Below are 21,523 nucleotides of genomic sequence, written 5' to 3'. Positions count from 1 at the left end.
CCGGGCGGGGGCGCGGGGGGGGGGGCGGCGGCCCCCCCGGGGCCCGGTAGCTGCGCCCACCCCGCCCCCCCCCCCCCGCCCCGCCGCCCCCCCCCCCCCGCCCCCCCCCCGACTCGGATCGTTGCGGCCCGTCCGTTGCCGGCGGGCCGCGACGATCGGCGGCAGACCTCGGCTCACAGTTCCCGAAGCCGCCGCTCCAGCCGCCCGATCGCCGCGCGCACCCCTCCCCCGTACCCGTCGTCCACCCCGTCGTCCGCGAGAACCTCGGACGCCTTCCGGGCCCGGTCCAGGTGGACCCGGGCCGCGTCGGGGCGCTGGAGCTTCACATAGTCCGCCGCGAGGTTGAGGTGGAGCGAGGGGTAGAAGGCCCGCACCGCGAGCGAGTCCCCGTGTCCCGCGACGCGCCCGCCGGAGAGCCCCTCGGCAGCTGTCAACGCCCTCAGATCCCAAGCCAGTTCGTCGCCGGGATCGTCCTGGGTGTCGGCCATGTAGTGCGCGAGGGTGCAGCGGTGCAGGGCGTCGCCGTCCTCACCGATCTCCGCCCAGAGCGCCCCGAAGCGGTTACGGGCCTCTTCCCGGTCGCCGCCGTGGAGCAGCATGATCGCCTGGCCGATCCTGGTCATGACGGCATCCGTCGACGCCTGCTGCTCCGTCACCGCGGTCTCCCTCGCATGTGTCCAGCCGTTCCCGGTTCACCCCGGTCGACGTCGATCGGGCCCGGTGGAGCCCCTTCGATTCCGGTCACGGCGACGCTAGCGGCTGGCACCGGTAATCCCGCTCAGGCTCGGGCTAGGACCTTTCTATCGGCTCGGGCGCGGCCCGCCATGGCCCGACAGAGGCCCCCGGGCCCCTCAGGCGGCTCCGGGCGGATCAGCCAAGATCAGGGATGCGCCAGTCGATGGCCTGGTGTCCCTGTGCCGCGACCGCCTCGTTGATCTGCGTGAACGGACGGGAGCCGAAGAACTTCTTCGCGGACAGCGGTGACGGATGCGCGCCCTTCACCACCGCATGGCGCTCCTCGTCGATCAGCGGGAGCTTCTTCTGGGCGTAGTTGCCCCAGAGCACGAAGACCGCCGGATCGGGCCGCGTGGCCACCGCGCGGATCACCGCGTCCGTGAACTTCTCCCAGCCCTTGCCCTTGTGCGAGTTGGCCTCGCCGGCGCGGACCGTCAGCACGGCGTTGAGCAGCAGGACGCCCTGCTCGGCCCACGGCATCAGATACCCGTTGTCCGGGACCGGCAGGCCGAGCTCCTCATTCATCTCCTTGTAGATGTTCCGCAAGGAGGGCGGTGTCCTGACGCCGGGCCGCACGGAAAAGCACAGCCCGTGCCCCTGCCCCTCGCCGTGATACGGGTCCTGGCCGAGAACCAGGACCTTCACCTTGTCGTACGGAGTGGCTTCCAGGGCCGCGAAGACCTGCTCGCGGGGCGGGTAGACCGGCCCCTTCGCCCGCTCCTCCTCGACGAACTCGGTGAGCTCCTTGAAGTACGGCTTCTGCAGCTCTTCGCCGAGGACGCCGCGCCAGGACTCGGGCAGCAGGTCGGTGTCGGTCACTTCAACAACCTCCGGTACGCAATCGGTTCTTGACCACAGAACCTACCGGGGGCCACTGACAACCGGCCGGGCGAGCCCTACCAGCTGGTCTTGCGGTACAGCTCCCACACCTGCATGACCGTCTGCGGGTCCAGGGCGCGCTCGCCGCCACCGATGTCCTCGCCCGCCGCGACATAGAGCTTGCCCTGCCACAGAGGCAGCAGCCGGACGTCGTCGACCAGGATGTTCTGAGCCTGCTCGAACTCTTTACTGACCGCGCCCCGGTCGCTCTCCTGGCGGGTCTGCGGCAGCAGGTGCCGGGTGATCTCCTTCTTGTCGTACGGCATCCCGGTGACGCTCTCCTTGCCCACGAAGGGGGCGATGAAGTTGTCCGGGTCCGGGAAGTCCGGGAACCAGCCGCGGCCGAAGACCGGGTACTTGCCCTTGGTGAAGCCCTCCTGGAACTTCTTCCACGGCAGGCCCTTCAGCGTGATCTTGAACAGACCCGACGCCTCCAGCTGACGTTTCAGTTCACCGAACTCGGGTTCCGTCGACGAGCCGTACCGGTCGGTGGTGTACCAGAACGTCATCGCGACCGGCTCGGTGATGCCCGCCTTGGCCAGGATCTGCTTGGCCTTCTCCTTGCTCGGGTTGCCGAAGCTGTCGAAGAAGCTGGTGGTGTGGCCGGCGATACCCTTGGGGATCATGGAGTACAGCGGCTCGGCGGTGCCCTGGTAGACCTTGGCGACGAGCGCGTCCCGGTCGACGAGCTGCGCGACGGCCCGGCGGACGGCCGGGTTCCCGGCAGCCGGGTCCTCGGGGTTGAAGACCAGGAAGCGGATGTCGGCGCCGACGGTCTCGATCAGCTGCAGCTTGCTGTTCTCGTCCTCGTTGTCCTCGAGGTTCACCACCTCCTCCGCGGTGAGGCCGCGGTAGGTGGCGTCGATCTCGTTCTTCTTCAGCGCGTCGACCATGGGGGCGGACCCCGTGAAGTACCGGATGGTCACGGCGTTGTTCTTGCGGTTGGCGAAGCCCTTGTAGCCCTGGTTCTTCACCAGCTCGGCCTTGTCCCCCGGCACGTAGCTGTGCAGGAGGTAGGGACCCGACCCGGTGACCTTGCCGTCCTCGCGGATCTTGTCCTTCGGGTAGTCGCTGGGCGCCACGAGGGACATCGCGGGGGTGGCCAGAATGAACGGGAACGTGGCGTCCGGTCTGTTCAGGTGGAAGATGACGGTGCCGTCGCCCTTGGTCTCGACCCGGTCGAGCGAGCCGAGCATGCCGAGGGGGCCGCCCCTGACCTTGATGGTCCTGATCCGGTCGATGGAGTACTTCACAGCCTCGGCGTCGAGCTTGTCCCCGTTGGAGAACTTCAGGCCCTTCTTGAGCGTGCAGCGGTAGGCCGTGCTGGTCCGGTCCGTGAACACACAGGAGTCCGCGGCGTCGGGCTCGGGGCTCGTACTGCCGGTGGGGAAGCTCACCAGGGTCTGGAAGACATTACGCATCAGCTCCCACGAGTTGTCCCATGCCGCCGCCGGATCGAGGGTGGAGGGCTCACTCGTGGTACCGACGGCTATCTTCTGCTCCGCCTCCGAGCCACTGTCGGAAAGCAGACCGCAGCCGGCCAGCAGAGAAAGGGAAGCAAGGGCTGCAGCGGCCTGCAGCCTGGCCCGGTAGAACACGTGCACGCTCCTCGATCAGCCATGGATCGGCAGACCATACCGCAGCGCCCCGTCGGGTCAATCCGCAGGTCCGACGGGGCACTTGAGTCAATCAGGGCCAAACCGGAGCAGGGTGTGCTCAGCTCACGCCCGCATTCAGGAAGATGCCTCCGTCGACCACCAGCGTCTGTCCGGTGATCCAGTCGGACTGGCTCGACGTGAGGAACGCGGCGGCTCCGCCGATGTCCTCGGGGACACCGAGCCGGCCGAGCGGATAGGCGGCTGCCGCCTCCGCCTCGCGCCCCTCGTACAGCGCCGCGGCGAACTTGGTCCTGACCACGGCCGGAGCGATCGAGTTGACCCGGACGACCGGGGCGAACTCGTGCGCCAGCTGCAGGGTCAGATTGATCATGGCCGCCTTGCTCATGCCGTACGCGCCGACGAAGGGCGAGGCGGAGATACCGGCGATCGAGGCGATGTTGACGATCGCCCCGCCGTTCTCCTTCTGCCAGGCCTTCCAGGTCTGCTGGGCGAAGCCGAGCGCCGAGATCACATTGGTCTCGTAGACCTTGCGCGCCACATTGAGGTCGAGTTCGGCGATCGGGCCGAACACCGGGTTCGTACCGGCGTTGTTGACCAGGAAGTCCACGCGGCCGAACGCCTCCAGGGTGCGCTCGACCGCCGCCGCCTGATGCGCCTCGTCGTGCGCCTTGCCCGCGACGGCGATGACCCGGTCGGAGCCCAGTTTCTCGGCGGCCTCCTTGAGGGCGTCCTCGCCGCGCCCGGTGATGCACACCCGGTCGCCGCGGGCGACGAGCGCCTCCGCGATTCCGTAACCGATCCCCCGGCTCGCGCCCGTGATGAGCGCGACCTTTCCGCTGTCCTGCACAGTCATGATGTCTGCCGCCCTTCGGGTCAGTTGAGCGGTCCGCCGGCGACGTACATGACCTGGCCGGAGACGAAGCCCGCGTCGTCGCCGGTGAAGAAGGCGATGGCGTTGGCGACGTCCTCCGGGCGGCCGACGCGCTGCACGGGGATCTGGGTGGCGGCGGCGGCCTGGAACTCCTCGAAACCCATGCCGACCCGGGCCGCGGTCTGCGCGGTCATCTCGGTGACGATGAAGCCGGGGGCGACGGCGTTGGCGGTGATGCCGAACTTGCCGAGCTCCTTGGCGAGGGTCTTGGTGAAGCCCTGCAGACCGGCCTTGACGGCGGAGTAGTTCGCCTGACCGCGGTTGCCGAGCGCCGAGGACGAGGACAGCGAGACGATACGGCCGAACTTGGCGTCCACCATGTGCTTCTGGACGGCCTTGGCCATCAGGAACGCGCCCTTGAGGTGCACGTTCATCACGGTGTCCCAGTCGGACTCGCTCATCTTGAAGAGCAGGTTGTCGCGGAGCACGCCCGCGTTGTTGACGAGGATCGTCGGCGCGCCGAGCTCGGTGGCGACCCGCGCCACGGCGGCCTCCACCTGGGCGCCGTCCGACACGTCGCAGCCGACGGCGAGGGCGGTGCCCCCGGCGGCGGCGATCTTCTCGACGGTGTCCTTGCAGGCCGCCTCGTCGAGGTCGAGTACGGCGACGGCGCGGCCCTCGGCCGCCAGGCGTACCGCGGTGGCGGCGCCAATTCCTCGCGCCGCTCCCGTCACGATGGCGACACGCTGCTCGGTGGTGGACATGCTTGGTTCTCCTCGCCCTTGGATCGCGGCTCAGCGGACGTCAGGAAGTTCCCGATGACTGAGCAACCGCTTAGTACCTTCAGCAGACGAGACGCTAGAAGCCCTGGCACTCGGTGTCAACGGCCCACGGGCGCAGCAGTGCATGTCACACCGGACGGCGCCGCGACCGCGGGGTACGCGCGCGGCGCCGATGGTGGCTGGATCAGCGCACCAGCAGGTCGAGCAACCGCTCGACCTCGGCCTCCGGATCGGCGGTGAGGCCGCTGTGCACGGCGCTCGGCTGGACCACCGTGGAGCGCGGGGCGATCAGCCAGCGAAAGCGCCGCCCGGCGTCGTCACCGGCGGCCTGGCCGGCCGCGTCGCCGCCGCAGCAGACGCCCTCGACGGCCCGCAGCGCCGCCCGGACCCCGACCACGTCGGCGTTCGGGTCGAGCGCCCTCAGCTTGGCTTCGTCGAGATGGGTGCGGGCCGCCACGAAGGACTTGGCGCGGCAGTACACCAGCACGCCCGCGTTGAAGCACTCACCGCGCTCGACCCGGGGCACGACGCGCAGCAGCGCGTACTCGAAGACATCACGCTTGCTCACTGACTGTCGTCCTTGCTGCTCTGCGCCTCGTCGGCCCGGTCGGCCCCCGCCTTCTCGGCACGGTCCTTCTTCGTGGGATGCGGCCACGGAGTGACATGCTCGGTCAGCCACCCCGGCGCCCGGGACGGCGTCGTCTTCGTGGGCGCGTCCATCGAGATCCGCTCGTGGATGGTGGCGGCGCGCGCCAGCAGCGGCTCCACGTAGGCGCGGCGCAGCGCGTCCGTCGTGTCGAAACCGGGCTCGTCGACCAGCCACTCGTCGGGCACCTCGGCGGTCACCTCGGTCAGCAGTTGCTCGGTGACGAGGGGGGCGAGCTCGGCGGCCGCGGCGGCGATGTCCGGGCCGAAGGCCGCGAGCACATGGTCGGAGGCGTTGTACGGCTTGGCCGCGGAGGCCTGCGCACCCGGCCAGTTGTGGTGCCAGATCATCGTGGCACCGTGATCGATGAGCCAGGCGTCCCCGTGCCAGACCAGCATATTAGGGTTCCGCCACGACCGGTCGACATTGTTGATCAACGCATCGAACCACACGATCTTCCCGGCCTCTGCCGGGTCCACCTGGTAGGCGAGCGGATCGAACCCGATCGAACCGGGCAGATAGTCCATTCCGAGATTCAGCCCGCCGCTCGCCTTGAGCAGTTCCTGCACCTCCTGGTCCGGCTCCGCGAGCCCGATGACCGGGTCGAGCTGGATGGTGACGAGCTCCGGGACCCGCAGTCCCAGCCGTCGGCCGAGTTCCCCGCAGATGACCTCCGCGACGAGGGTCTTCCGGCCCTGCCCGGCGCCGGTGAACTTCATGACGTACGTGCCGAGGTCGTCGGCCTCGACGATCCCCGGGAGCGAGCCGCCCTCGCGCAGCGGCGTGACGTAGCGGGTCGCTGTGACTTCGGTGAGCATTTTCCCAGGCTATACGGCCTGACCCCCTGGAAAACCACAGACCAGGTGGGCGTCGCACAACCTGAGATATCGCGTCCGATCAGTCCTGGGGAGAATCTGGGGAGTTTCGACTGGCCTGCTGGTCAGCCTGACTCCCGAGCATTCCGTCAAGCATGGCCCGACCCTTTGTCCCGGCTTCCGGCTTCCGGCTTCCGGCTTCCGGCATGAAGTGAGCATAGTAACCGAGCGTGACAGCCGGCGAAGAGTGCCCGAGCCACCGCGCGACAGTCACCACGGACAGAACCTGATCGGCCACGCGGGCGTGGTGCTGCTGCGGAAGGTCGCCGACCGCGTGGGCCTGGCCACCGCGCTGAGTGCGGCGTTGCCGAAGGGCACCGGGCCGGGCTGGCGGGATCGGGGCACGGCGCTGGTCCGGCTGGCCTGCGGCCCGGCAACGCGCCGCCACGGGCAGGGGGTGACTTCGGCAAGGAGCCGCTCACCAGCCGACGGGGAGGGTGAGGGGCGACTTGCTGGGGGATTCGTCGTCCCAGGTGGGGGGGTGTCCATGAGGCACGTGCAGGTCCGGGAAGCGGTCGAGGAGCGCCTCCAGGCACACGGTCATCTGGGCCCGCGCCAGGTGTGCGCCGATGCAGTTGTGTGCTCCTCGGCCGAAGGTGAGGTGAGGGTTGTCCGCGCGGCACAGGTCGAGCCGTTCGGCGTCAGTGAACACCCGCTCGTCGCGGTTGGCCGCGGCAAGGACGGGCAGCACGGCGTCGCCCGCGTGGATCCTCCGGTCGTGCAACTCGAAGTCCTCGACGGCCTGGAGGACCACGACACCGTTCATGACCGGTATGTAGCGCAGAAGTTCACCCACCGCGCCGGGCATGAGGCCGCGGTCGTCGCGCAGCCGGGCGTACTGACCTGGCACGGTCAGCAGGGCCACCACAGCGTCGGCCAGGAACATGGTGCTCGTCCGGTAGCCGGCGACGAGCATGGAGAGCCCGAAGTCCACCACGCTCTCCCCGTCCAGGGTGCCGTGCCCGCACTCGTGGACCAGCCCGGTGAGGATGTCGTCGGCGGGCCTTCGTCGCTTGCGGTCGAGCAGCGAGGAGATGTACCCGCACAGTTGGGTGGTGACCTCGCGGCCCTCGTCCAGGGTGACCATGGCCCCGAGGGCGGCATCCGCCCTGGGCAGGAAGTACGCGCGGTCCTCGTAGGGGATGCCCACCAGATCGCACATGGCCAGGAGCGGAAAGGGCTCCAGGAACCCGGCGACCAGGTCGCCGGGTTGCCCACCGTCGACGAACTCCTCCAGCAGCCGGTCGGCCGACTGTCTCAGGTGCGGCAGTCGGCGCCGGATGGAGCGGACGCTGAACGGCTCGGCCAGGGCCCGGCGCAGGGCCGCGTGCCGGGGGCCCTCCAGTTCCATCATCGTGATCAGGCCCAGTTCGTCGTCGGCGGCCCGGTCGGGCCGGGGCGGCCAGTCGTTGATGGTCGGCCTGATCAGCCGGGGGTCCGCGACCAGGTCCCGGACGTCCTCGTACCGGGTGGCGTACCAGGCGGTGGCGCCGATCGGCAGCCGGACCTCGGCCAGCGGGCACTCCCGGCGCAGCCACCCGTACTGCGTGGGCGGCCCCATGGTGCCCGGTGGCGGGAGGGGCATGTCGATGGTGGACGTGTCGATGACGGGTTGTGGCGGTGTGCTGCTCACGGTTGGTGCTCCCCTGGTCGTGTGCGGGGTGGCCGGGCGGGCCGGGTTCACCAGCTGACCGGGAGGGACAGTGGTGACTTGGTCACGGATTCGTCGTCCCACGTCGGTTCCCGTCCTTCGGCCGGGTGCAGCCGGGGGAAGCGGTCGAGCAACGCCTGCAGTCCCACGGTCAGTTCAGCGCGTGCCAGGTGGGCGCCGAGACAGTTGTGGGTCCCCCGGCCGAAGGCGAGATGGCCGTTTCCGGTCCGGCGCAGGTCGAGCCGGTCGGCGTCGGCGAAGACCCGCTCGTCGCGGTTGGCGGAGGCCGGCACGGGGATGACGGCGTCGCCCTCGCGGATCGTCTGCCCGTGCAGTGCGATGTCCTCGGTGGCCAGGAGGATCAAGGTGCCGTTCATCACCGGCATGAAGCGCAGGAACTCCTCCACCGCGCCGGGCATCATCTCCCGGTTGTCGCGCAGGCGGACCCACTGGTCCGGCCGGTCCAGCAGGGTGTACACCGAGTTGGCCAGGAAAAAGCTGCTGATGCCGAAGCCGACGGTGAGCATGGACAGCCCGAAAGCCATCACATCGTCATGGGTCAGCGCTCCGTCGTCGCAGTCGCGGACCAGTTGGGTCAGGACGTCGTCGCCGGGCCGGTTTCGCTTCCGGGCGATCAGTCCGGCCACGTACTCGTCGAGCAGGTCGGTGACCCGGCGCCCCTCCTGCACGGTCACCATCCCGCTGAGGGCCGCATCCAGCACCGGAAGGAACCAGTCCCGGTCCTCGAAAGGGATGCCCACCAGGTCGCACAGCACGAGCAGGGGGAAGGGGGCGGTGAACCCGGCAACCAGATCGCCGGGCCTGCCGCCTTTCTGGAACGCTTCCAGCAGCCGGTCGGCCGACTGCCGGATACGCGGCAGGTGGCCCCGCACGGCCCGGGAGCTGAACGGCCCGGCCAGGGCCCGGCGCAGGGCCGCGTGCCGGGAGCCGTCCACTTCCGCGATCGTGACCAGGCGCGGCCCGTCGTCGGCGGTCTGCCCGGGGCGGGAAGGCCAGTCATTGATGGTCGGCCTGATCAACCGGGGGTCCGCGAGCAGCTCCCGGACGTCCTCGTGCCGGGTGGCGTACCAGGCGGTCGCGTCCATCGGCAGCCTGACCCTGGCCATGGGGCAACTCTCGCGCAGCCGCGCGCACTTCTCAGGGGGCCCCATGGTGCCCGGCGGCGGGAGCGGGAAGTCCAGGACATCCGCCTCGGGGCCGGGGCCGCTGGATGGCTGTGGGGTCATGCTCGCTCCTCTTCCGAGGCTGCGCCGGCTACGGGCGCTCGATGTAGCCGGTGGCGTAGAAGTACTCCAGGTAGCGGTCCAGGAGTTCCGCGTCGACAGGCGGGCAGCGCAGGCCCGTGGTGGCCAGGTCACGCTCGACGTTGGCACGCCCCACGGTCGGGAAGGTGCCCTCGAAGTACATCTCCTTGACGGACATGTCCGCCTGATTACAGCGGTCCACGCACAGTGAGACGAACGGGGCGGTGGGGCTCGTGGGGTGCTGCGCCACATGGCGGACGAGTTCGCCGACCCACTCCTCGTAAGGGAGCCGGTGGATCCGATGGCCGCCCGCGTCCATCCGGTCGAGCATGTCGCGCAGGCTCGCCGGGCGGGGGTTGGTCATGTGGTAGGTCCGGAGGGTGGCGCGGTGCGCGGTGGCGATGTGCATCACCGCGTCGGTGAGGAAGTCCACCGGGACGAAGTCCAGCGGCAGCGGGATGTCGGGGGCCAGCCCAGTCTCGGTGATCGTCTTGAACAGCGAGCAGATCGCGGTGTCGGTGTTGCATGCGCCGGTGCGCCGGTCACCGGTGATCTCGTACGGCCGGTAGACCGCCACCGGCAGACCCTGGTCCGCGGCGTCGCGCAGCACCTCTTCGGCCACCCACTTGCTCTCGGCGTAGCCCATCGTGAGCTGGTCGGCGTGATCGAGCGGCAGGTCCTCGTCCACGTGCCGTACGCCGGCGGTGCCGAAACCGGCCAGCACCGCGATGGTGGAAAGGAAGTGCACGGGCACGGCCCGCCCGGCCGCCAGACGTATGAGTTGCCTGGTGCCCTCCACGTTGGCGCGGCGCATCGCCTCGTACGGGTAGAGGAAGTTGACCTGCGCGGCCGAGTGGATCAGCAGGTCGAGGGCGTCGGCGAGCTCCTCGGCGCGGCCTGGTTCCAGGCCGAGGCCGGGCTCGGTGAGTTCTGCGGGGAAGCACACGATGCGGTCGGCAGCTTCCGCGGTGGCGAGGCCGAAGCGAGCCAGGTTCCGCATCACCTTCTGCCGGGCGTGCGCACAGTCGCGGCTGCGCACCGGGCAGTGCACGCGGGCGCCGGTGCGACGCAGCAGCCGATCCAGCAGGAAGGCGCCAACGAAGCCGGAAGCGCCGGTCAGCAGCACCTCCTGGGGGTGCTGCCAGTCCGGCTCCGGTCCGCGCCGCGGCGGCAGGATGAAGCCCAACCGCGCCTCGGCACGGAAATCCACAGCGCCGGCGTCGGCGGCCCCTTCGGCCTGCTGGTCCTCGACAGCGGTGAGGGTGATGACGGCAGCGGTGAAGTCCTCCAGGGTGGGGGAGCGCAGCAGACTGTGGATCAGAGTGCGGCCGTGCCGGGCGTCGAGGTCGAAGGCGGCCAGCGTGCGGGTGACGACCTCGGCTGCCAGCAGGGAGTCGCCGCCGATGTCGAAGAAGCTGTCACCGGGTGCCGGGTGCACACCCAGCACCACCTGCCACACCTGCGTCAGCGAGTCCTGCGGACCGAGCCCCGGGCGCCCCTCCGGTGCCGCGGTGGTGGCCGCCTTGGTGGCCGCCAGCCCGCGCAGCCGGCGACGGTCGACCTTGCCCCCCGCAGTCACCGGGAACTGTCCGACCTCCACCAGCCGCGCGGGCACCGCGGCTGCGGGCAGCCACGCCGCGAGACCGGCGCGGATGCGGTCCACCGGCAGTGCCTGACCGGGCCGGGCCGGTGTCACGTACCCGATCACACTGTCGCCCTCCAATTCGACGACGGCCTCGCCGACTGCGTCATTCGCCCGCAGTCGCGCCTCTATCTCGTCCGGCTCGATGCGGTGCCCGCGCAGTTTGATCTGCCGGTCCACCCGCGCGCGGTACTCCAGTTCGCCGTCCGTGCGCCGGACCACCCGGTCACCGGTTCGGTAGAGCCGCGTACCGGGCTCGAAGAGGTTGTCGACGAAGCGCTCGGCGGTCAGCTCGGGGTCGCCGAGGTACCCCAGTGCGAGCCCGTCTCCGCCGACGAGGAGTTCACCCTCCTCACCGACGTCCGCGAGCGTGCCGTCCGCGCGCACCACGTAGCAGGTGGAGTTCTCCAGCGGGTGGCCGATCGGCACCGCCGTCGCCCCGGGAGGCAGATCGTGCACCAGGTGTGCGGTGGAGACCACGCTGTTCTCGGTCGGACCGTAGAAGTTGACCACGGTGGTGTCCGGGCAGGCCGCCAGTATCGCGCGGGCCAGCTCCGGATCCATCGCCTCGCCGCCGGCCGAGGCGAACCGCAGGGACCGCAGTGCCGACGGCCTGGTGCGCCCGATGTGGTGGAACACCCCCGTGGTCAGATAGGCGATGCTGACCCGCTCGGACAGCAGCCGGGATTCCAGAGCGGCCGGTGACAGCAGCTCCTCTTGATCCGCGATCACCACGCAGGCACCGGCGAGCAACGAGGGCCAGATCTCGATCGTGGAGGCGTCCGAGGAGAGGCCGTACGCGTGCAGCACCCGCTCACCGGGCCGCGGCCGCTGCCACACCAGATCGGAGGCGGCCAACCGGATCACGCCGCAGTGCGGAATCGCCACAGGTTTCGGACGGCCGGTCGAGCCGGAGGTGAACATCACATAGGCGCAGTCCCCGGGGAGTACCCCGGCCTGCGGGACCGCGACCGGCACAGTCGGCGCCGACCCACCCAGGTCGATGCGGGTACGCACCCGCCGGATGCGGCAGACACTGCCGGGCAGCGTCACCACGGTGTGCACCCCGGCGTCCTCGGCCATCGCCTGCAGCCGCCCTGGCGGTGAGGCGTCGTCGAGCGGGACGTACGCCGCACCGGTCTTGAGGATGCCCAGAAAGGCGACCAGCGCTTCCAGAGACCGGGCCCCGCACACGCCGACCCCGTCGCCGCTGCGCACCCCGGAATCGAACAGCCGGGCGGCCAGCGCGTCGGAGCGGGCCTTGAGCTCGCCGTAGCTGATGCTGCGGTCGTGCTGTACGGAGGCGGTCGCCCGCGGGCGGAGCTCCGCCTGGGCGTCGAACAGCTCATGCAGGCAGTGATCGCGCGGATACACCACCGTCCCCGTGTTCCAAGCCGTGGCCACCGGAAGCGTCACCGTGTCAGTGACCATCGGGATATCCCGTCTCTGTTGCACGTGAACCACCTGCTGCCCGAAGGACTACGTCTCGAACTCCGCGGCAAAGGCGGAGAAGTCGGCTGTCCTCCACGTCTCGGGTCGCATGCGGATGAGGATGTTGTCGGCCAGTTGCTCGTGATTGGCCGCCAGGTACGCCGACGCGGTGTCCGTGTCCAGGTACCGGTGGGCCAGCGCCTCGTGTTCGGCCGGGGGCAGCGGATCCTCGACGCCCACCACCGGCCCCTCCACGCTCACATAGCGGTACGGGGCCGACTCGTCCTGCGCGCAGAGGCTGAATCGCCCGGCGTCGCGGATGAGGCGAGCTTTCAGCGTCTTCCGCCCGGTCTGGATCGCCACCAGCTCACCGGGCCGGTAGGAGTACCAGAGCGGAACCAGCAACGGCCCACCGCCGTGGCGCGGATCGTCCACCCCCAGGATTCCCACGTGGAGGCCGGCAAGGAACTCTTCCCGGTCTTCGATCGACATCGTGAGATCCACGGGTACCACCTCGATCAAGCAGAGAATCGCGAACGGTGTTGGTCCTGTGCGGGAGTGTCGAGCGTGCGTGCGGGAGTGCGGGCCGATCGGGTGACGTCCGGCCGGCCAGAGGGCGGCCGTCGGAGGCAGACCCGGGGCTCTTGTGATGCTCGGGCGATGCAGACGGCCTGCGGATTCCGGCGGCTGAGCCGACGCAGGAAGCCGGTCGGGCCCTCTCCCAGGGTTTCATCAGACCAGGGCGGTTCGCATCCCGGGCGAACGAACACGGGGCATTCCCGCCTCCCGCGTCCTCGGCAGAAGGAGACACCTCGGACCGCATCAGGCTCGGGCGCCGGAATGCCCACCGCAGTTGTGGACCGAAATGCCCACCGCGGTTGACGTTCGCCGTCGCCGGGCGGTGCCTGGAGGTGCGCTCCATCCTGGTGGGGGTGGGCGGCGGCCCACCCGCGTCGTCGCGGGCGGCCGGGCGGCCGGTGGTCCTGGCGGGGTACGCCGGCCACCGGGCCGTTTCCCAACCGGAAAGCAGAATGAGAGGGCCGTTGTCACTGATGGCCGCCTTGCTTATTCGGCAGCGAACCGGGAGAAGACCGGAAGAAGACCAGGAGAAAGAGGCGCATGGGGGCAGCCAGCCGAGCAGAGGGCCTGGTGAAGACCTTCGGCGACGTACGGGCCCTGGACAGGGGCGATCTGGACGTGCCGGAGGGGACGGTGCTGGGCCTGCTCGGCCCCAACGGCTCTGGCAACAGCACCGCGCTCCGGGTGCTCACCACCCTGCCGCGGCCCGGCGCGGGCAGCGCCCGGGTCGTGGGGATGGACGTGCGCAGGCACCCCCACGGGGTCCGCAGCCCGATAGGCCTCTGCGGCATGCGGCAAGTGCGCGGCGGTCGACGACCACCTCACCGGCCGGGAGAACCTTCAGATGGTCGGCGACTCGCCGACGTCATCTGCGAGCTGGACGGGCGAGAACATCCTCATCGACGACATCGTCCCGCGCAGGCCCACCCTCGACGACGTCTTCCTCTCCCTCACCGGCCACGCGGCCGAGGAGGCTGACCCCGGAAAGGACGCAGGACCATGGCAGTCGACACCACCGGAGCGGCAGAACACGCGATTCCGCACTTGCGCGGCGGAGTCGTCCAGATGGCGCGCGATTCCTGGGTGATCGCCCGGCGGAACCTGCGCCGTATGACCCGGATACCCGAGATCGTGGTCTTCGGGCTGATGCAGCCGGTGATGTTCGTGCTGCTCTTCTCGTACGTGATGGGCGGCGCGATCAAGGTACCGGGCGGCGGCTACCGGGAGTTCCTGATGGCTGGGATCTTCGCCCAGACGGTTACCTTCGCGGTGGCCGGAGCCTCGGCCGGCATTGCGGAGGACATGACCAAGGGCCTCGTGGACCGCTTCCGCTCGTTACCCATGGCGCGCTCAGCGGTGCTCGCCGGGCGAACCTTGGCCGACGCGGTGCAGACCGCCTTCATCCTGCTGGTGCTGGCGATGGTGGCGCTGCTGGTGGGCTGGCGGGTGCACCACGGGGTACTCCAGGCGCTGGGCGCCTTTGTGCTGCTGCTCCTGCTGGGCTACGCCTTCTCCTGGATCGGGGCGCTGATCGGCCTGTCGGTGCGCAGCCCGGAGGCGGCCACCTCGGCGGGCCTGATCTGGCTCTTCCCGCTCACCTTTCTCTCCAACGCCTTCGTCCCGGTGAACACCATGCCAGGCTGGCTGCAGGCGATCGCGTACTGGAACCCGTTCAGCGCGACCGTCCAGGCCTGCCGGAAACTGTTCGGCAACCCCGGGGCCGACGGCGCGCACTCCTGGCCGATGCGGCATCCGGTCGAGGCGTCCACACTCTGGTCGCTGCTGATTTTGGCGTTGTTCTCCTGGCTGTCGGTGCGCAAGTACCGCGACGCGGCCGGTTGACCGGCCGAGGGGAGGCTGAACGGAGGCGGTTCTGGGCCCGATCGAAACACTTCGAGGGTGTGGCGGACGTGAGGGCCACCGAAATAGCCGCGGACGATGTGGGCTGGCGATGGCGGCGGAGGAGCCTGCGGGTCTCGGCTGCGAGCTGGGGCTGGTCGCGGGCCCGTCTGCTCATGGGCAGGCTGCGTTTGAGGTCGGCGTTGACGAGCCCCGCCCGTGGTCTCCTGTCCAGCGATTGCGGTACGGGCCAGTCCCCCGTCTCTCCTCGGTGCCGCCCGGTTCACGGACCGGCTGCGGGGCCGGACCGGCTGGTCCGCTGCCAGATCACAGTCGCGCATTCCCGCCCGAACGGACGGGCCGTCACCCGGTCGGCCCCGGCGCTCGCACCAAGTGACGACGGTCTGGCTCATGACCGCCGGGCATCCGGGACCCGGCGGGCCCATGGGACACCCGATCGGAGCACCGGTGAACTGGTGAAATTCGAGGTGTCCCCGCCAGTCGTATGGGCCGTCGATGGTGGCAGGCTCCACCATCGAGTCAACCGGGAGGGACGGAGAACCGATGGCGCAGGAGCTGCAGGAAGCCGCGTCGGCCGAGCCGGTGGGCAACAGGCGCATCAATGCCGGCGTGAGGCTCATGGGCTGGCTGACGACCACGGACCACAAGGTCATCGGCAATCTCTACATGGTCACCGCGTTCGGGTTCTTCCTGCTGGGCGGAGTGTTGGCCATGCTTATGCGAGCGGAGCTGGCCCGGCCAGGACTTCAGATTGTCAGCGCGGAACAGTACAACCAACTGTTCACGATCCACGGCACCGTCATGATGCTGCTGTTCGCCACGCCGATGTTCGGCGGCTTCGCGAACGCCATCATGCCGCTGCAGATCGGCGCGCCCGACGTCGCCTTCCCCCGCCTGAACGCGCTCACCTACTGGCTCTTCCTCTTCGGCGGAATCATCGTGGTGTCCGGATTCGTGGTGCCCGGCGGCGCGGCGCACTTCGGCTGGTTCGCCTACGCTCCGCTGAACAGTGCCGTCTTCTCGCCCGGCGCCGGCGGAGACCTCTGGACCATGGGCCTGGTGCTGTCGGGGATCAGTACGACCCTGGCATCGGTCAATTTCATCACTACGATCGTCTGTCTGCGCGCCCCCGGTATGACCATGTTCCGGATGCCGATCTTCACCTGGAACGTTCTGTTCACCTCGATCCTCGCGCTGCTCGCGTTTCCGGTGCTCGCTGCCACGCTGCTCGTCCTCGAAGCCGACCGGAAGTTCGGGGCGCATGTTTTCGACTCCGCGAACGGCGGGGCACTGCTGTGGCAGCATCTGTTCTGGTTCTTCGGCCATCCCGAGGTCTACATTGTCGCGTTGCCCTTCTTCGGAGTGGTGAGCGAGATCATTCCCGCGTTCAGCCGGAAGCCGATGTTCGGGTATTTCGGAATGGTGATGGCCACGATCAGCATCACCATGCTCTCGGCGGTTGTCTGGGCCCATCACATGTTCGCCACGGGAGCCGTTCTCCTGCCGTTCTTCTCCGCCATGTCGTTCATCATCGCCGTGCCCACCGGTGTCAAGTTCTTCAACTGGATCGGCACCATGTGGCACGGCAGTATCACGTTCGAGACACCCATGCTCTGGGCGATCGGCTTCCTCGTGACATTTCTCCTCGGCGGCCTCAGCGGGGTACTGATCGCCTCGCCCCCGCTGGACTTCCACCTCACCGATTCGTACTTCATCGTCGCCCACCTCCATTACGTGCTCTTCGGAACAGTGGTCTTCGCGATGTTCGGCGGTTTCTACTTCTGGTGGCCCAAGTTGACCGGACGCATGCTGGATGAACGCATCGGACGCATCCATTTCTGGACCTTGTTCGTCGGATTTCAGCTGACCTTCCTGGTCCAGCACTGGCTGGGGGAGGCCGGAATGCCCCGGCGTTACGCCAACTATCTCGCGGCGGACGGCTTCACCTTGCTCAATACGGTCTCGTCCGTCGGCTCCTTCGTGCTGGGTCTGTCGACACTGCCGTTCCTGTACAACGTGTGGCACACCAGCCGTTACGCACCGAAGGTCGAGGTGGACGACCCGTGGGGGTTCGGCCGTTCCCTGGAGTGGGCGACCTCCTGTCCACCCCCGAGGCACAATTTCCGGGCTCTGCCCCGCGTACGTTCCGACTCGCCGGCCTTCGACCTGCACCACCCCCTGAAGGAGAAGCCGGGCCTCGGCCGAGGCGGGGCCCACTCCATTTCGGGCGCTGAGGAGGAGTCGGGCGAATGAAGACCGAGGCCATTCTCTTCGCCGGAGTCGCGGGGTTCTTTCTCGTGACCGATGTTCTCTACGCCGTGTGGTCCCGGGATCCGGCGGGCACGGCGGCTCTCACCGTCTCGTTCCTCATGGCGTGGCTGGTCACGTTCTTCTTCGCCACCAACTACCGGAGGAAGGGGCTGCGCCCCGAGGACCGCAGGGACGGGCAGATCCATGAGCGGTCCGGTCCGGTGGACTTCTTTCCTCCGCACAGCATCGGGCCGCCGCTGACAGCCGCGGGGACGGCCCTGCTCGTCCTTGGTGTGGTGTTCGGTCTGTGGCTCTTCCTGATCGGGCTGGGCGTGGTCCTGGCGGGGGTGTTCGGAATGGTCTTCCAGTACGTGCGTACGCAGGGCTGAGGGCGGCTCTCAGTCCTCGGGCTCGCGAACCGGCTCCGGCGACGCGGTCCTCGCGGCGATCCGGGACCGATGCTCGTCCGTGGCGGGCAGTTCCACGAGGTCCCTGTAGTACCACCCGCTCAGTACGGTCCGAAGCCGTCGCCGACGCGAGATCGGGCCCTCCGCGGGGAGCTCCAGGGGCGTCGGGACATCACGCATCAGGATGCGGTAGCGGGCTGTCGGGCTCAGGCCGCGGTGGCTCTCCGAGAGGTCGCCGTTCACCGATTGGGTCACCTGGCCGGTCTCCTCGCCCTCGGTCAGCCGACGGCGGTCCCGCATCTGAAGGGCGAGGCAGAGGCGTTTGGTCAGCGCGAACGCCAGGAGCGGGGCGGCGATCAGCGCGACCCTGAGGATCCAGGTCATGACCTGGACCGAAACCCTGAACGAGAAGGCGACGACATCGTTGCCGCCGGCGACCAGGAGAACGGCGTAGAAGATGATGGCCGCCACGCCGAGCCCGGTACGGGTCGGCCGGTTGCGCGGCCGGTCGCACAGATGGTGTTCCCTGCGGTCGCCCGTCACCCACTTCTCGAAGAAGGGATAGAGGAACAGCACCGTGAAGACCCCGCCTGGCAGCACGAGCGCCGGAATGAACACATTCCACATGATGGTGTGCCCCGCGATGTTGGTCTCCCATGGAGGCATCAGCCGGAGCGCGCCCTCCAGGAACCCGACATACCAGTCCGGCTGTGCGTTACCGGAAACCTGGTCGGCCCGGTAGGGGCCGTAGTTCCATACGGGGTTGATCTGGGCGAGCCCGCCCAGCAGGGCCAGTACGCCGAACACCATGAGGAAGAAACCTGTGGTCTTCGCGGTGAAGTGAGGGAACGCCGGTGAGCCGACGGCGTTCTTGTTGGTCTTCCCCTGCCCCGCCCAGTGGGTGTGTTTGAGGTAGACCACCAGCATGAGATGAGCGGTGATCAGCGCCACGATCAGGCCGGGCACGAGCAGGATGTGCACGGCGTACAGACGAGGGATCACGTCATTGCCCGGGAACTGTCCTCCGAAGACGAACAGCTCCGCGTACGTTCCGACGACAGGGATCGACCCCACAATGGTCGCCGCCGTCCTCAGGCCCGTACCGGACAGCAGATCGTCAGGCAGCGAGTAGCCCGCGAATCCTTCGAGGAGCGCGAGTACGAACAGTGTCACGCCCACGATCCAGTTGGCCTCCCGCGGCTTACGGAAGGCGCCGGTGAAGAAGATCCGCAGCATATGGACGGCGATCGCGGCGACGAACACCAGTGCCGCCCAGTGGTGGATCTGACGGATCAGCAGGCCTCCGCGCACGTCGAAGCTGATCTTGAGGGTGGTGGTGTAGGCCTGCGTCATCCTCACGCCGTGCAAGGGCGCATAGGAACCGGTGTAGACGCTCTCCATCATGCTCGGGTCGAAGAACAGGGTGAGGTACACGCCGGTGAGGACCAGGACCACGAATGAGTAGAGGGCGATCTCACCGAGGAGAAAAGACCAGTGGTCGGGAAAGGCCTTGCGCAGCAACTGCCTGGCCAGGTCACTGACGGGCAGGCGCGCATCCATCGCACCGTATCCACTGACCGCCGCCTGCCCGGCCCGGGTCTTCAGCTGCGCCTTACGTGTCCGCAGGGGCATGCACCACTCTCCCGTCGATCTCCCTTCCGCCACCCGTCCCTTATTGTTCCGGTTCGCCCTTTACGCGTAACGCATTACTCGAAGGGACTACTCAGAATCGCGGTATCGGCACCTGATCGGCCGACCTGGCCCTGAGGTACCGCGTGGGACCGCGCTGGTGCGCCGGGCCCACCCCCGCAAGCGCTGTGCGGGTCCCCGCCGCCAAAAGGGGCGATGCCCGTCGCCTCGTCGGCCTCGACGCCATGGCTCCGTTCGCCCAACCGGCAATCTTCATAGGCGGTTGGCGGAACCTTGAACGTCGGCGACTTCGCCCGCATCCGCGAACATCCGGACCTATGGCGCGCCGCAGCGCGCGCGATGCGCAGGGACAGGGGGACAACCTGGCCCCCTTCTCTCGTGTCTGTCGCCCCTACGGTGGCGCCTCCAGCCAGCACCTACCGACGCGCCCGTCCACACCTGGCCGGTCGGCTGACCGGGCCCCCGCCGAGGCGTCAGGCGCGCGTCCTGCGGGCCGACATCCATGCGTAGACCAGGACACCCCCGAAGAGGAACAGCACGCCCTGGTAGACGGCCGCGTAGCCGGAGCCCGCCAGGAGCCACATGGAGAAGCCGAAGGCGGCCAGCGCGAGCACGGCGTCGCGGGCGAGGCGAGCCGGGCGGACCCGGTCGCGCTGCCCCGAGACGAGGAAGTACAGCTGGGCCGCCGTCGCCAGGAGGTACGGAACGGTCGCGGTGAAGGTCGTGACCAGCACCAGGATCTCGAACACCCGGGCCGTCCCGGCCATGTAGTTGTAGACGGTCAGCAGCGAGGCGAGGACGACCGTGACGATCACGCCGAAGGACGACACACCCCGCCGCTTCACCGCGAAGCGTGCCGGGAACAGCCCGTCGCGGGCGGCGGCGTACGCGGTCTGGGCGCTGAGCAGCGTCCAGCCGTTGAGCGCGCCCACGATCGACACCAGCGCCGCGCAGGCGACCGCCGCGCCGCCCCACGTGCCGCCGAACATGGCGTTGACGGCGTCGGTGAAGGGGGCTCTGGAGGTGAGCAGCTTGTCGTGCGCGACGGTACCGAAGACGGCGAGGGTGCCCAGCAGGTACACCAGCGCCGCGCCGAGCGTTCCGAGGACGGTCGCCCGCCCGACGTTGCGCCGCGGGTTGCGCACCTCGCCCGCGCTGACCGCCGCCGACTCGACGCCGAGGTAGCTGAAGAGCAGGATCGCAGCGGACGCCGAGACCGCGCCGAGGGCGCCGCCTCCGGTGGCCTGGAAGGGACCGAGGTTGTCCGGGTCGAAGAAGAACAGCCCGCCGATCGCGACCAGCAGCAAGGGCACGAACTTCAGCACGGTGGACACGAGTTGCACCGCGCCGACGTAACGGGTCCCGGCGAGGTTGGAGAGAGCCGGCAGCCACTGCACGACGAGTGCGGCGGTCATCATCAGCCACGGCGAATCATGCAGGGGCAGGAGCACGTCCAGGTAGCCCACGGCGGTGACGGCGAGCGCCGCGTTGCTCACCCAGGAGGTGATCCAATACGACCAGGCGGCCAGGAAGCCCGCGAAATCACCGAAGGCCTCGCGCACGTAGACGTAGGGTCCGCCGGTGCGCGGGTCGCGCTGCGCGAGCCGACCGAAGACGAGCGCGAGCGCGATGGCACCGATGGTGAGCACACCGAAGGCGACGAGGCTGATGGTGCCGAACGGGGCGACGGACGCGGGGAGCAGGAAGATGCCGCCGCCGATGATGTTGCCCATGACCAGCGCGGTGGCGACCGGAAGCCCGAAGCGCCGGGCGTGCCGGCTGCCCCCTTCCCGCTCCTGGGACGGGAGCTGCCCCTTCTGGGCGGAGGCGGGGCCTTGGGTCGGGGCCGGAGCGGGGCTGCCCGGGGCCGGAGCCGACTGCGAGACGGTTCCGGTGTCGTGCATGGGGATGGTGCGCCTTTCATCGTGCCGGGTACCGTCGCCTGCCCCGCGGGGCCTCGCCACGGCCCCCGGCCCGCGTGCAGCGGCAGCCCAGCGTGCGGGCGCACGCCTGCTGCGGAAACCACCGGGGGATCCATCCCATGGTCGGATATCGGACACCGCACACCAAATCGCCGGTAAATGTTCACCGAGACGCTGGCCGCGACCGAAAATCGGACGGAATGGGCCCGTGTGACCGCGCATCCTTCTCCGCAGGTTCGCAGGCTCCAGCGGCCGACGGTCACCCCGGGTGCTGGGGGACGGGTCCCCGCCGTCGCGCGGCATCGGCAGTGAGCCTCATTCGGTGGCAGGAGGCGTGCAGGCAACCGGGGTGCAACAGCCATGCCTTAGAGCCTGTCGGGCGACCTCTGATCGGGCGGACGCGGCGTGGCACGCACGCTTCCGGCGTTGCCGAAATGCCCTAGTAGCTCCGCTACGAGG

16 protein-coding genes and 2 pseudogenes are annotated in these 21,523 nt (G+C 69.1%); 4 read left to right on the top strand and 14 right to left on the bottom strand.

What is annotated here, in order from left to right; genetic code table 11:
* Positions 1 to 173: 173 nt before the first annotated feature.
* The 11 genes from ACGFSA_RS32260 to ACGFSA_RS32210 form a co-directional block, all read right to left on the bottom strand.
* Positions 174 to 656 (bottom strand): hypothetical protein, encoded by a 483-nt coding sequence (locus ACGFSA_RS32260; protein ID WP_393309581.1) that lies wholly within the window; start codon positions 654 to 656, stop codon positions 174 to 176.
* 214 nt (positions 657 to 870) lie between these two features.
* Positions 871 to 1,554: a uracil-DNA glycosylase gene (gene ung / locus ACGFSA_RS32255; RefSeq protein ID WP_393309580.1), complete on the bottom strand. Its 684-nt coding sequence runs from the start codon at positions 1,552 to 1,554 to the stop codon at positions 871 to 873.
* A gap of 77 nt (positions 1,555 to 1,631) precedes the next feature.
* Positions 1,632 to 3,212 (bottom strand): ABC transporter substrate-binding protein, encoded by a 1,581-nt coding sequence (locus tag ACGFSA_RS32250; protein WP_393309579.1) that lies wholly within the window; start codon positions 3,210 to 3,212, stop codon positions 1,632 to 1,634.
* Positions 3,213 to 3,330: 118 nt separating this feature from the next.
* Positions 3,331 to 4,086 (bottom strand): SDR family oxidoreductase, encoded by a 756-nt coding sequence (locus tag ACGFSA_RS32245; protein ID WP_393309578.1) that lies wholly within the window; start codon positions 4,084 to 4,086, stop codon positions 3,331 to 3,333.
* Between the two features lie 20 nt (positions 4,087 to 4,106).
* A complete protein-coding gene (fabG, locus tag ACGFSA_RS32240) occupies positions 4,107 to 4,868 on the bottom strand; it encodes a 3-oxoacyl-ACP reductase FabG (RefSeq protein ID WP_393309577.1) in 762 nt (253 codons plus the stop codon).
* Positions 4,869 to 5,070: 202 nt separating this feature from the next.
* A complete protein-coding gene (locus ACGFSA_RS32235; protein WP_393309576.1) occupies positions 5,071 to 5,454 on the bottom strand; it encodes a DUF3037 domain-containing protein in 384 nt (127 codons plus the stop codon).
* Positions 5,451 to 6,350 (bottom strand): HipA family kinase, encoded by a 900-nt coding sequence (locus ACGFSA_RS32230; protein WP_393309575.1) that lies wholly within the window; start codon positions 6,348 to 6,350, stop codon positions 5,451 to 5,453. Before ACGFSA_RS32230 ends, ACGFSA_RS32235 begins: the two co-directional genes overlap by 4 nt.
* A gap of 475 nt (positions 6,351 to 6,825) precedes the next feature.
* Entirely contained in the window at positions 6,826 to 8,040 is a 1,215-nt protein-coding gene (locus tag ACGFSA_RS32225; protein ID WP_393309574.1) for a cytochrome P450, read from the bottom strand.
* A gap of 47 nt (positions 8,041 to 8,087) precedes the next feature.
* Positions 8,088 to 9,305 carry a cytochrome P450 gene (locus ACGFSA_RS32220; RefSeq protein ID WP_393309573.1) on the bottom strand — a complete coding sequence of 406 codons (1,218 nt, stop codon included), beginning with the start codon at positions 9,303 to 9,305 and terminating at the stop codon, positions 8,088 to 8,090.
* Between the two features lie 28 nt (positions 9,306 to 9,333).
* Positions 9,334 to 12,396 (bottom strand): amino acid adenylation domain-containing protein, encoded by a 3,063-nt coding sequence (locus ACGFSA_RS32215; protein ID WP_393309572.1) that lies wholly within the window; start codon positions 12,394 to 12,396, stop codon positions 9,334 to 9,336.
* A 48-nt stretch (positions 12,397 to 12,444) separates the two neighbouring features.
* A complete protein-coding gene (locus ACGFSA_RS32210) occupies positions 12,445 to 12,900 on the bottom strand; it encodes a pyridoxamine 5'-phosphate oxidase family protein (RefSeq protein ID WP_393309571.1) in 456 nt (151 codons plus the stop codon).
* 615 nt (positions 12,901 to 13,515) lie between these two features.
* Here ACGFSA_RS32210 and ACGFSA_RS32205 point away from each other — a divergent pair.
* A pseudogene (locus ACGFSA_RS32205) lies at positions 13,516 to 13,828 on the top strand (ATP-binding cassette domain-containing protein); the annotation flags it as partial.
* 146 nt (positions 13,829 to 13,974) lie between these two features.
* Complete coding sequence (locus ACGFSA_RS32200; protein ID WP_393309570.1) at positions 13,975 to 14,817, top strand: ABC transporter permease; 843 nt, start codon at positions 13,975 to 13,977, stop codon at positions 14,815 to 14,817.
* Between the two features lie 50 nt (positions 14,818 to 14,867).
* On the opposite strand, the pseudogene ACGFSA_RS32195 reads toward ACGFSA_RS32200, so the two are convergent.
* Positions 14,868 to 15,025: pseudogene (locus tag ACGFSA_RS32195) on the bottom strand (IS630 family transposase); the annotation flags it as partial.
* A 428-nt stretch (positions 15,026 to 15,453) separates the two neighbouring features.
* On the opposite strand from ACGFSA_RS32195, the gene ctaD reads away from it, so the two are divergent.
* The gene (gene ctaD, locus ACGFSA_RS32190) at positions 15,454 to 17,088 is read left to right on the top strand and encodes a cytochrome c oxidase subunit I (RefSeq protein WP_393309582.1); all 1,635 of its coding nucleotides are present in this window, start codon (positions 15,454 to 15,456) and stop codon (positions 17,086 to 17,088) included.
* Positions 17,085 to 17,474, top strand: coding sequence for a cytochrome c oxidase subunit 4 (locus ACGFSA_RS32185; protein WP_393309569.1), 390 nt, complete (start codon positions 17,085 to 17,087; stop codon positions 17,472 to 17,474). Before ctaD ends, ACGFSA_RS32185 begins: the two co-directional genes overlap by 4 nt.
* 9 nt (positions 17,475 to 17,483) lie before the next feature.
* Here ACGFSA_RS32185 and ACGFSA_RS32180 read toward each other — a convergent pair whose 3' ends face one another.
* Both ACGFSA_RS32180 and ACGFSA_RS32175 read right to left on the bottom strand, forming a co-directional pair.
* Entirely contained in the window at positions 17,484 to 19,124 is a 1,641-nt protein-coding gene (locus ACGFSA_RS32180) for a cytochrome bc complex cytochrome b subunit (protein ID WP_393309568.1), read from the bottom strand.
* Positions 19,125 to 19,615: 491 nt separating this feature from the next.
* Positions 19,616 to 21,046, bottom strand: a complete 1,431-nt coding sequence (locus ACGFSA_RS32175; RefSeq protein ID WP_393309567.1) for an amino acid permease — start codon at positions 21,044 to 21,046, stop codon at positions 19,616 to 19,618.
* Between the last annotated feature and the right edge of the window lie 477 nt (positions 21,047 to 21,523).

This window comes from Streptomyces sp. NPDC048496 (assembly GCF_043200055.1).
In the GTDB taxonomy this organism is placed as follows: domain Bacteria; phylum Actinomycetota; class Actinomycetes; order Streptomycetales; family Streptomycetaceae; genus Streptomyces.
The sequence above is the reverse complement of the archived record's forward strand: the minus strand, read 5'-3'. Positions and strand labels throughout refer to the sequence as shown.

Bases quoted from the DNA above. Each gene is read 5' to 3' on its own strand.
- ACGFSA_RS32245 (WP_393309578.1), bottom strand. From the start codon at position 4,086: ATGACTGTGCAGGACAGCGGAAAGGTCGCGCTCATCACGGGCGCGAGC.
- fabG (WP_393309577.1), bottom strand. From the start codon at position 4,868: ATGTCCACCACCGAGCAGCGTGTCGCCATCGTGACGGGAGCGGCGCGA.
- ACGFSA_RS32230 (WP_393309575.1), bottom strand. From the start codon at position 6,350: ATGCTCACCGAAGTCACAGCGACCCGCTACGTCACGCCGCTGCGCGAG.
- ACGFSA_RS32220 (WP_393309573.1), bottom strand. From the start codon at position 9,305: ATGACCCCACAGCCATCCAGCGGCCCCGGCCCCGAGGCGGATGTCCTG.
- ACGFSA_RS32215 (WP_393309572.1), bottom strand. From the start codon at position 12,396: ATGGTCACTGACACGGTGACGCTTCCGGTGGCCACGGCTTGGAACACG.
- ACGFSA_RS32200 (WP_393309570.1), top strand. From the start codon at position 13,975: ATGGCAGTCGACACCACCGGAGCGGCAGAACACGCGATTCCGCACTTG.
- ctaD (WP_393309582.1), top strand. From the start codon at position 15,454: ATGGGCTGGCTGACGACCACGGACCACAAGGTCATCGGCAATCTCTAC.
- ACGFSA_RS32185 (WP_393309569.1), top strand. From the start codon at position 17,085: ATGAAGACCGAGGCCATTCTCTTCGCCGGAGTCGCGGGGTTCTTTCTC.
- ACGFSA_RS32180 (WP_393309568.1), bottom strand. From the start codon at position 19,124: ATGCCCCTGCGGACACGTAAGGCGCAGCTGAAGACCCGGGCCGGGCAG.
- ACGFSA_RS32175 (WP_393309567.1), bottom strand. From the start codon at position 21,046: ATGCACGACACCGGAACCGTCTCGCAGTCGGCTCCGGCCCCGGGCAGC.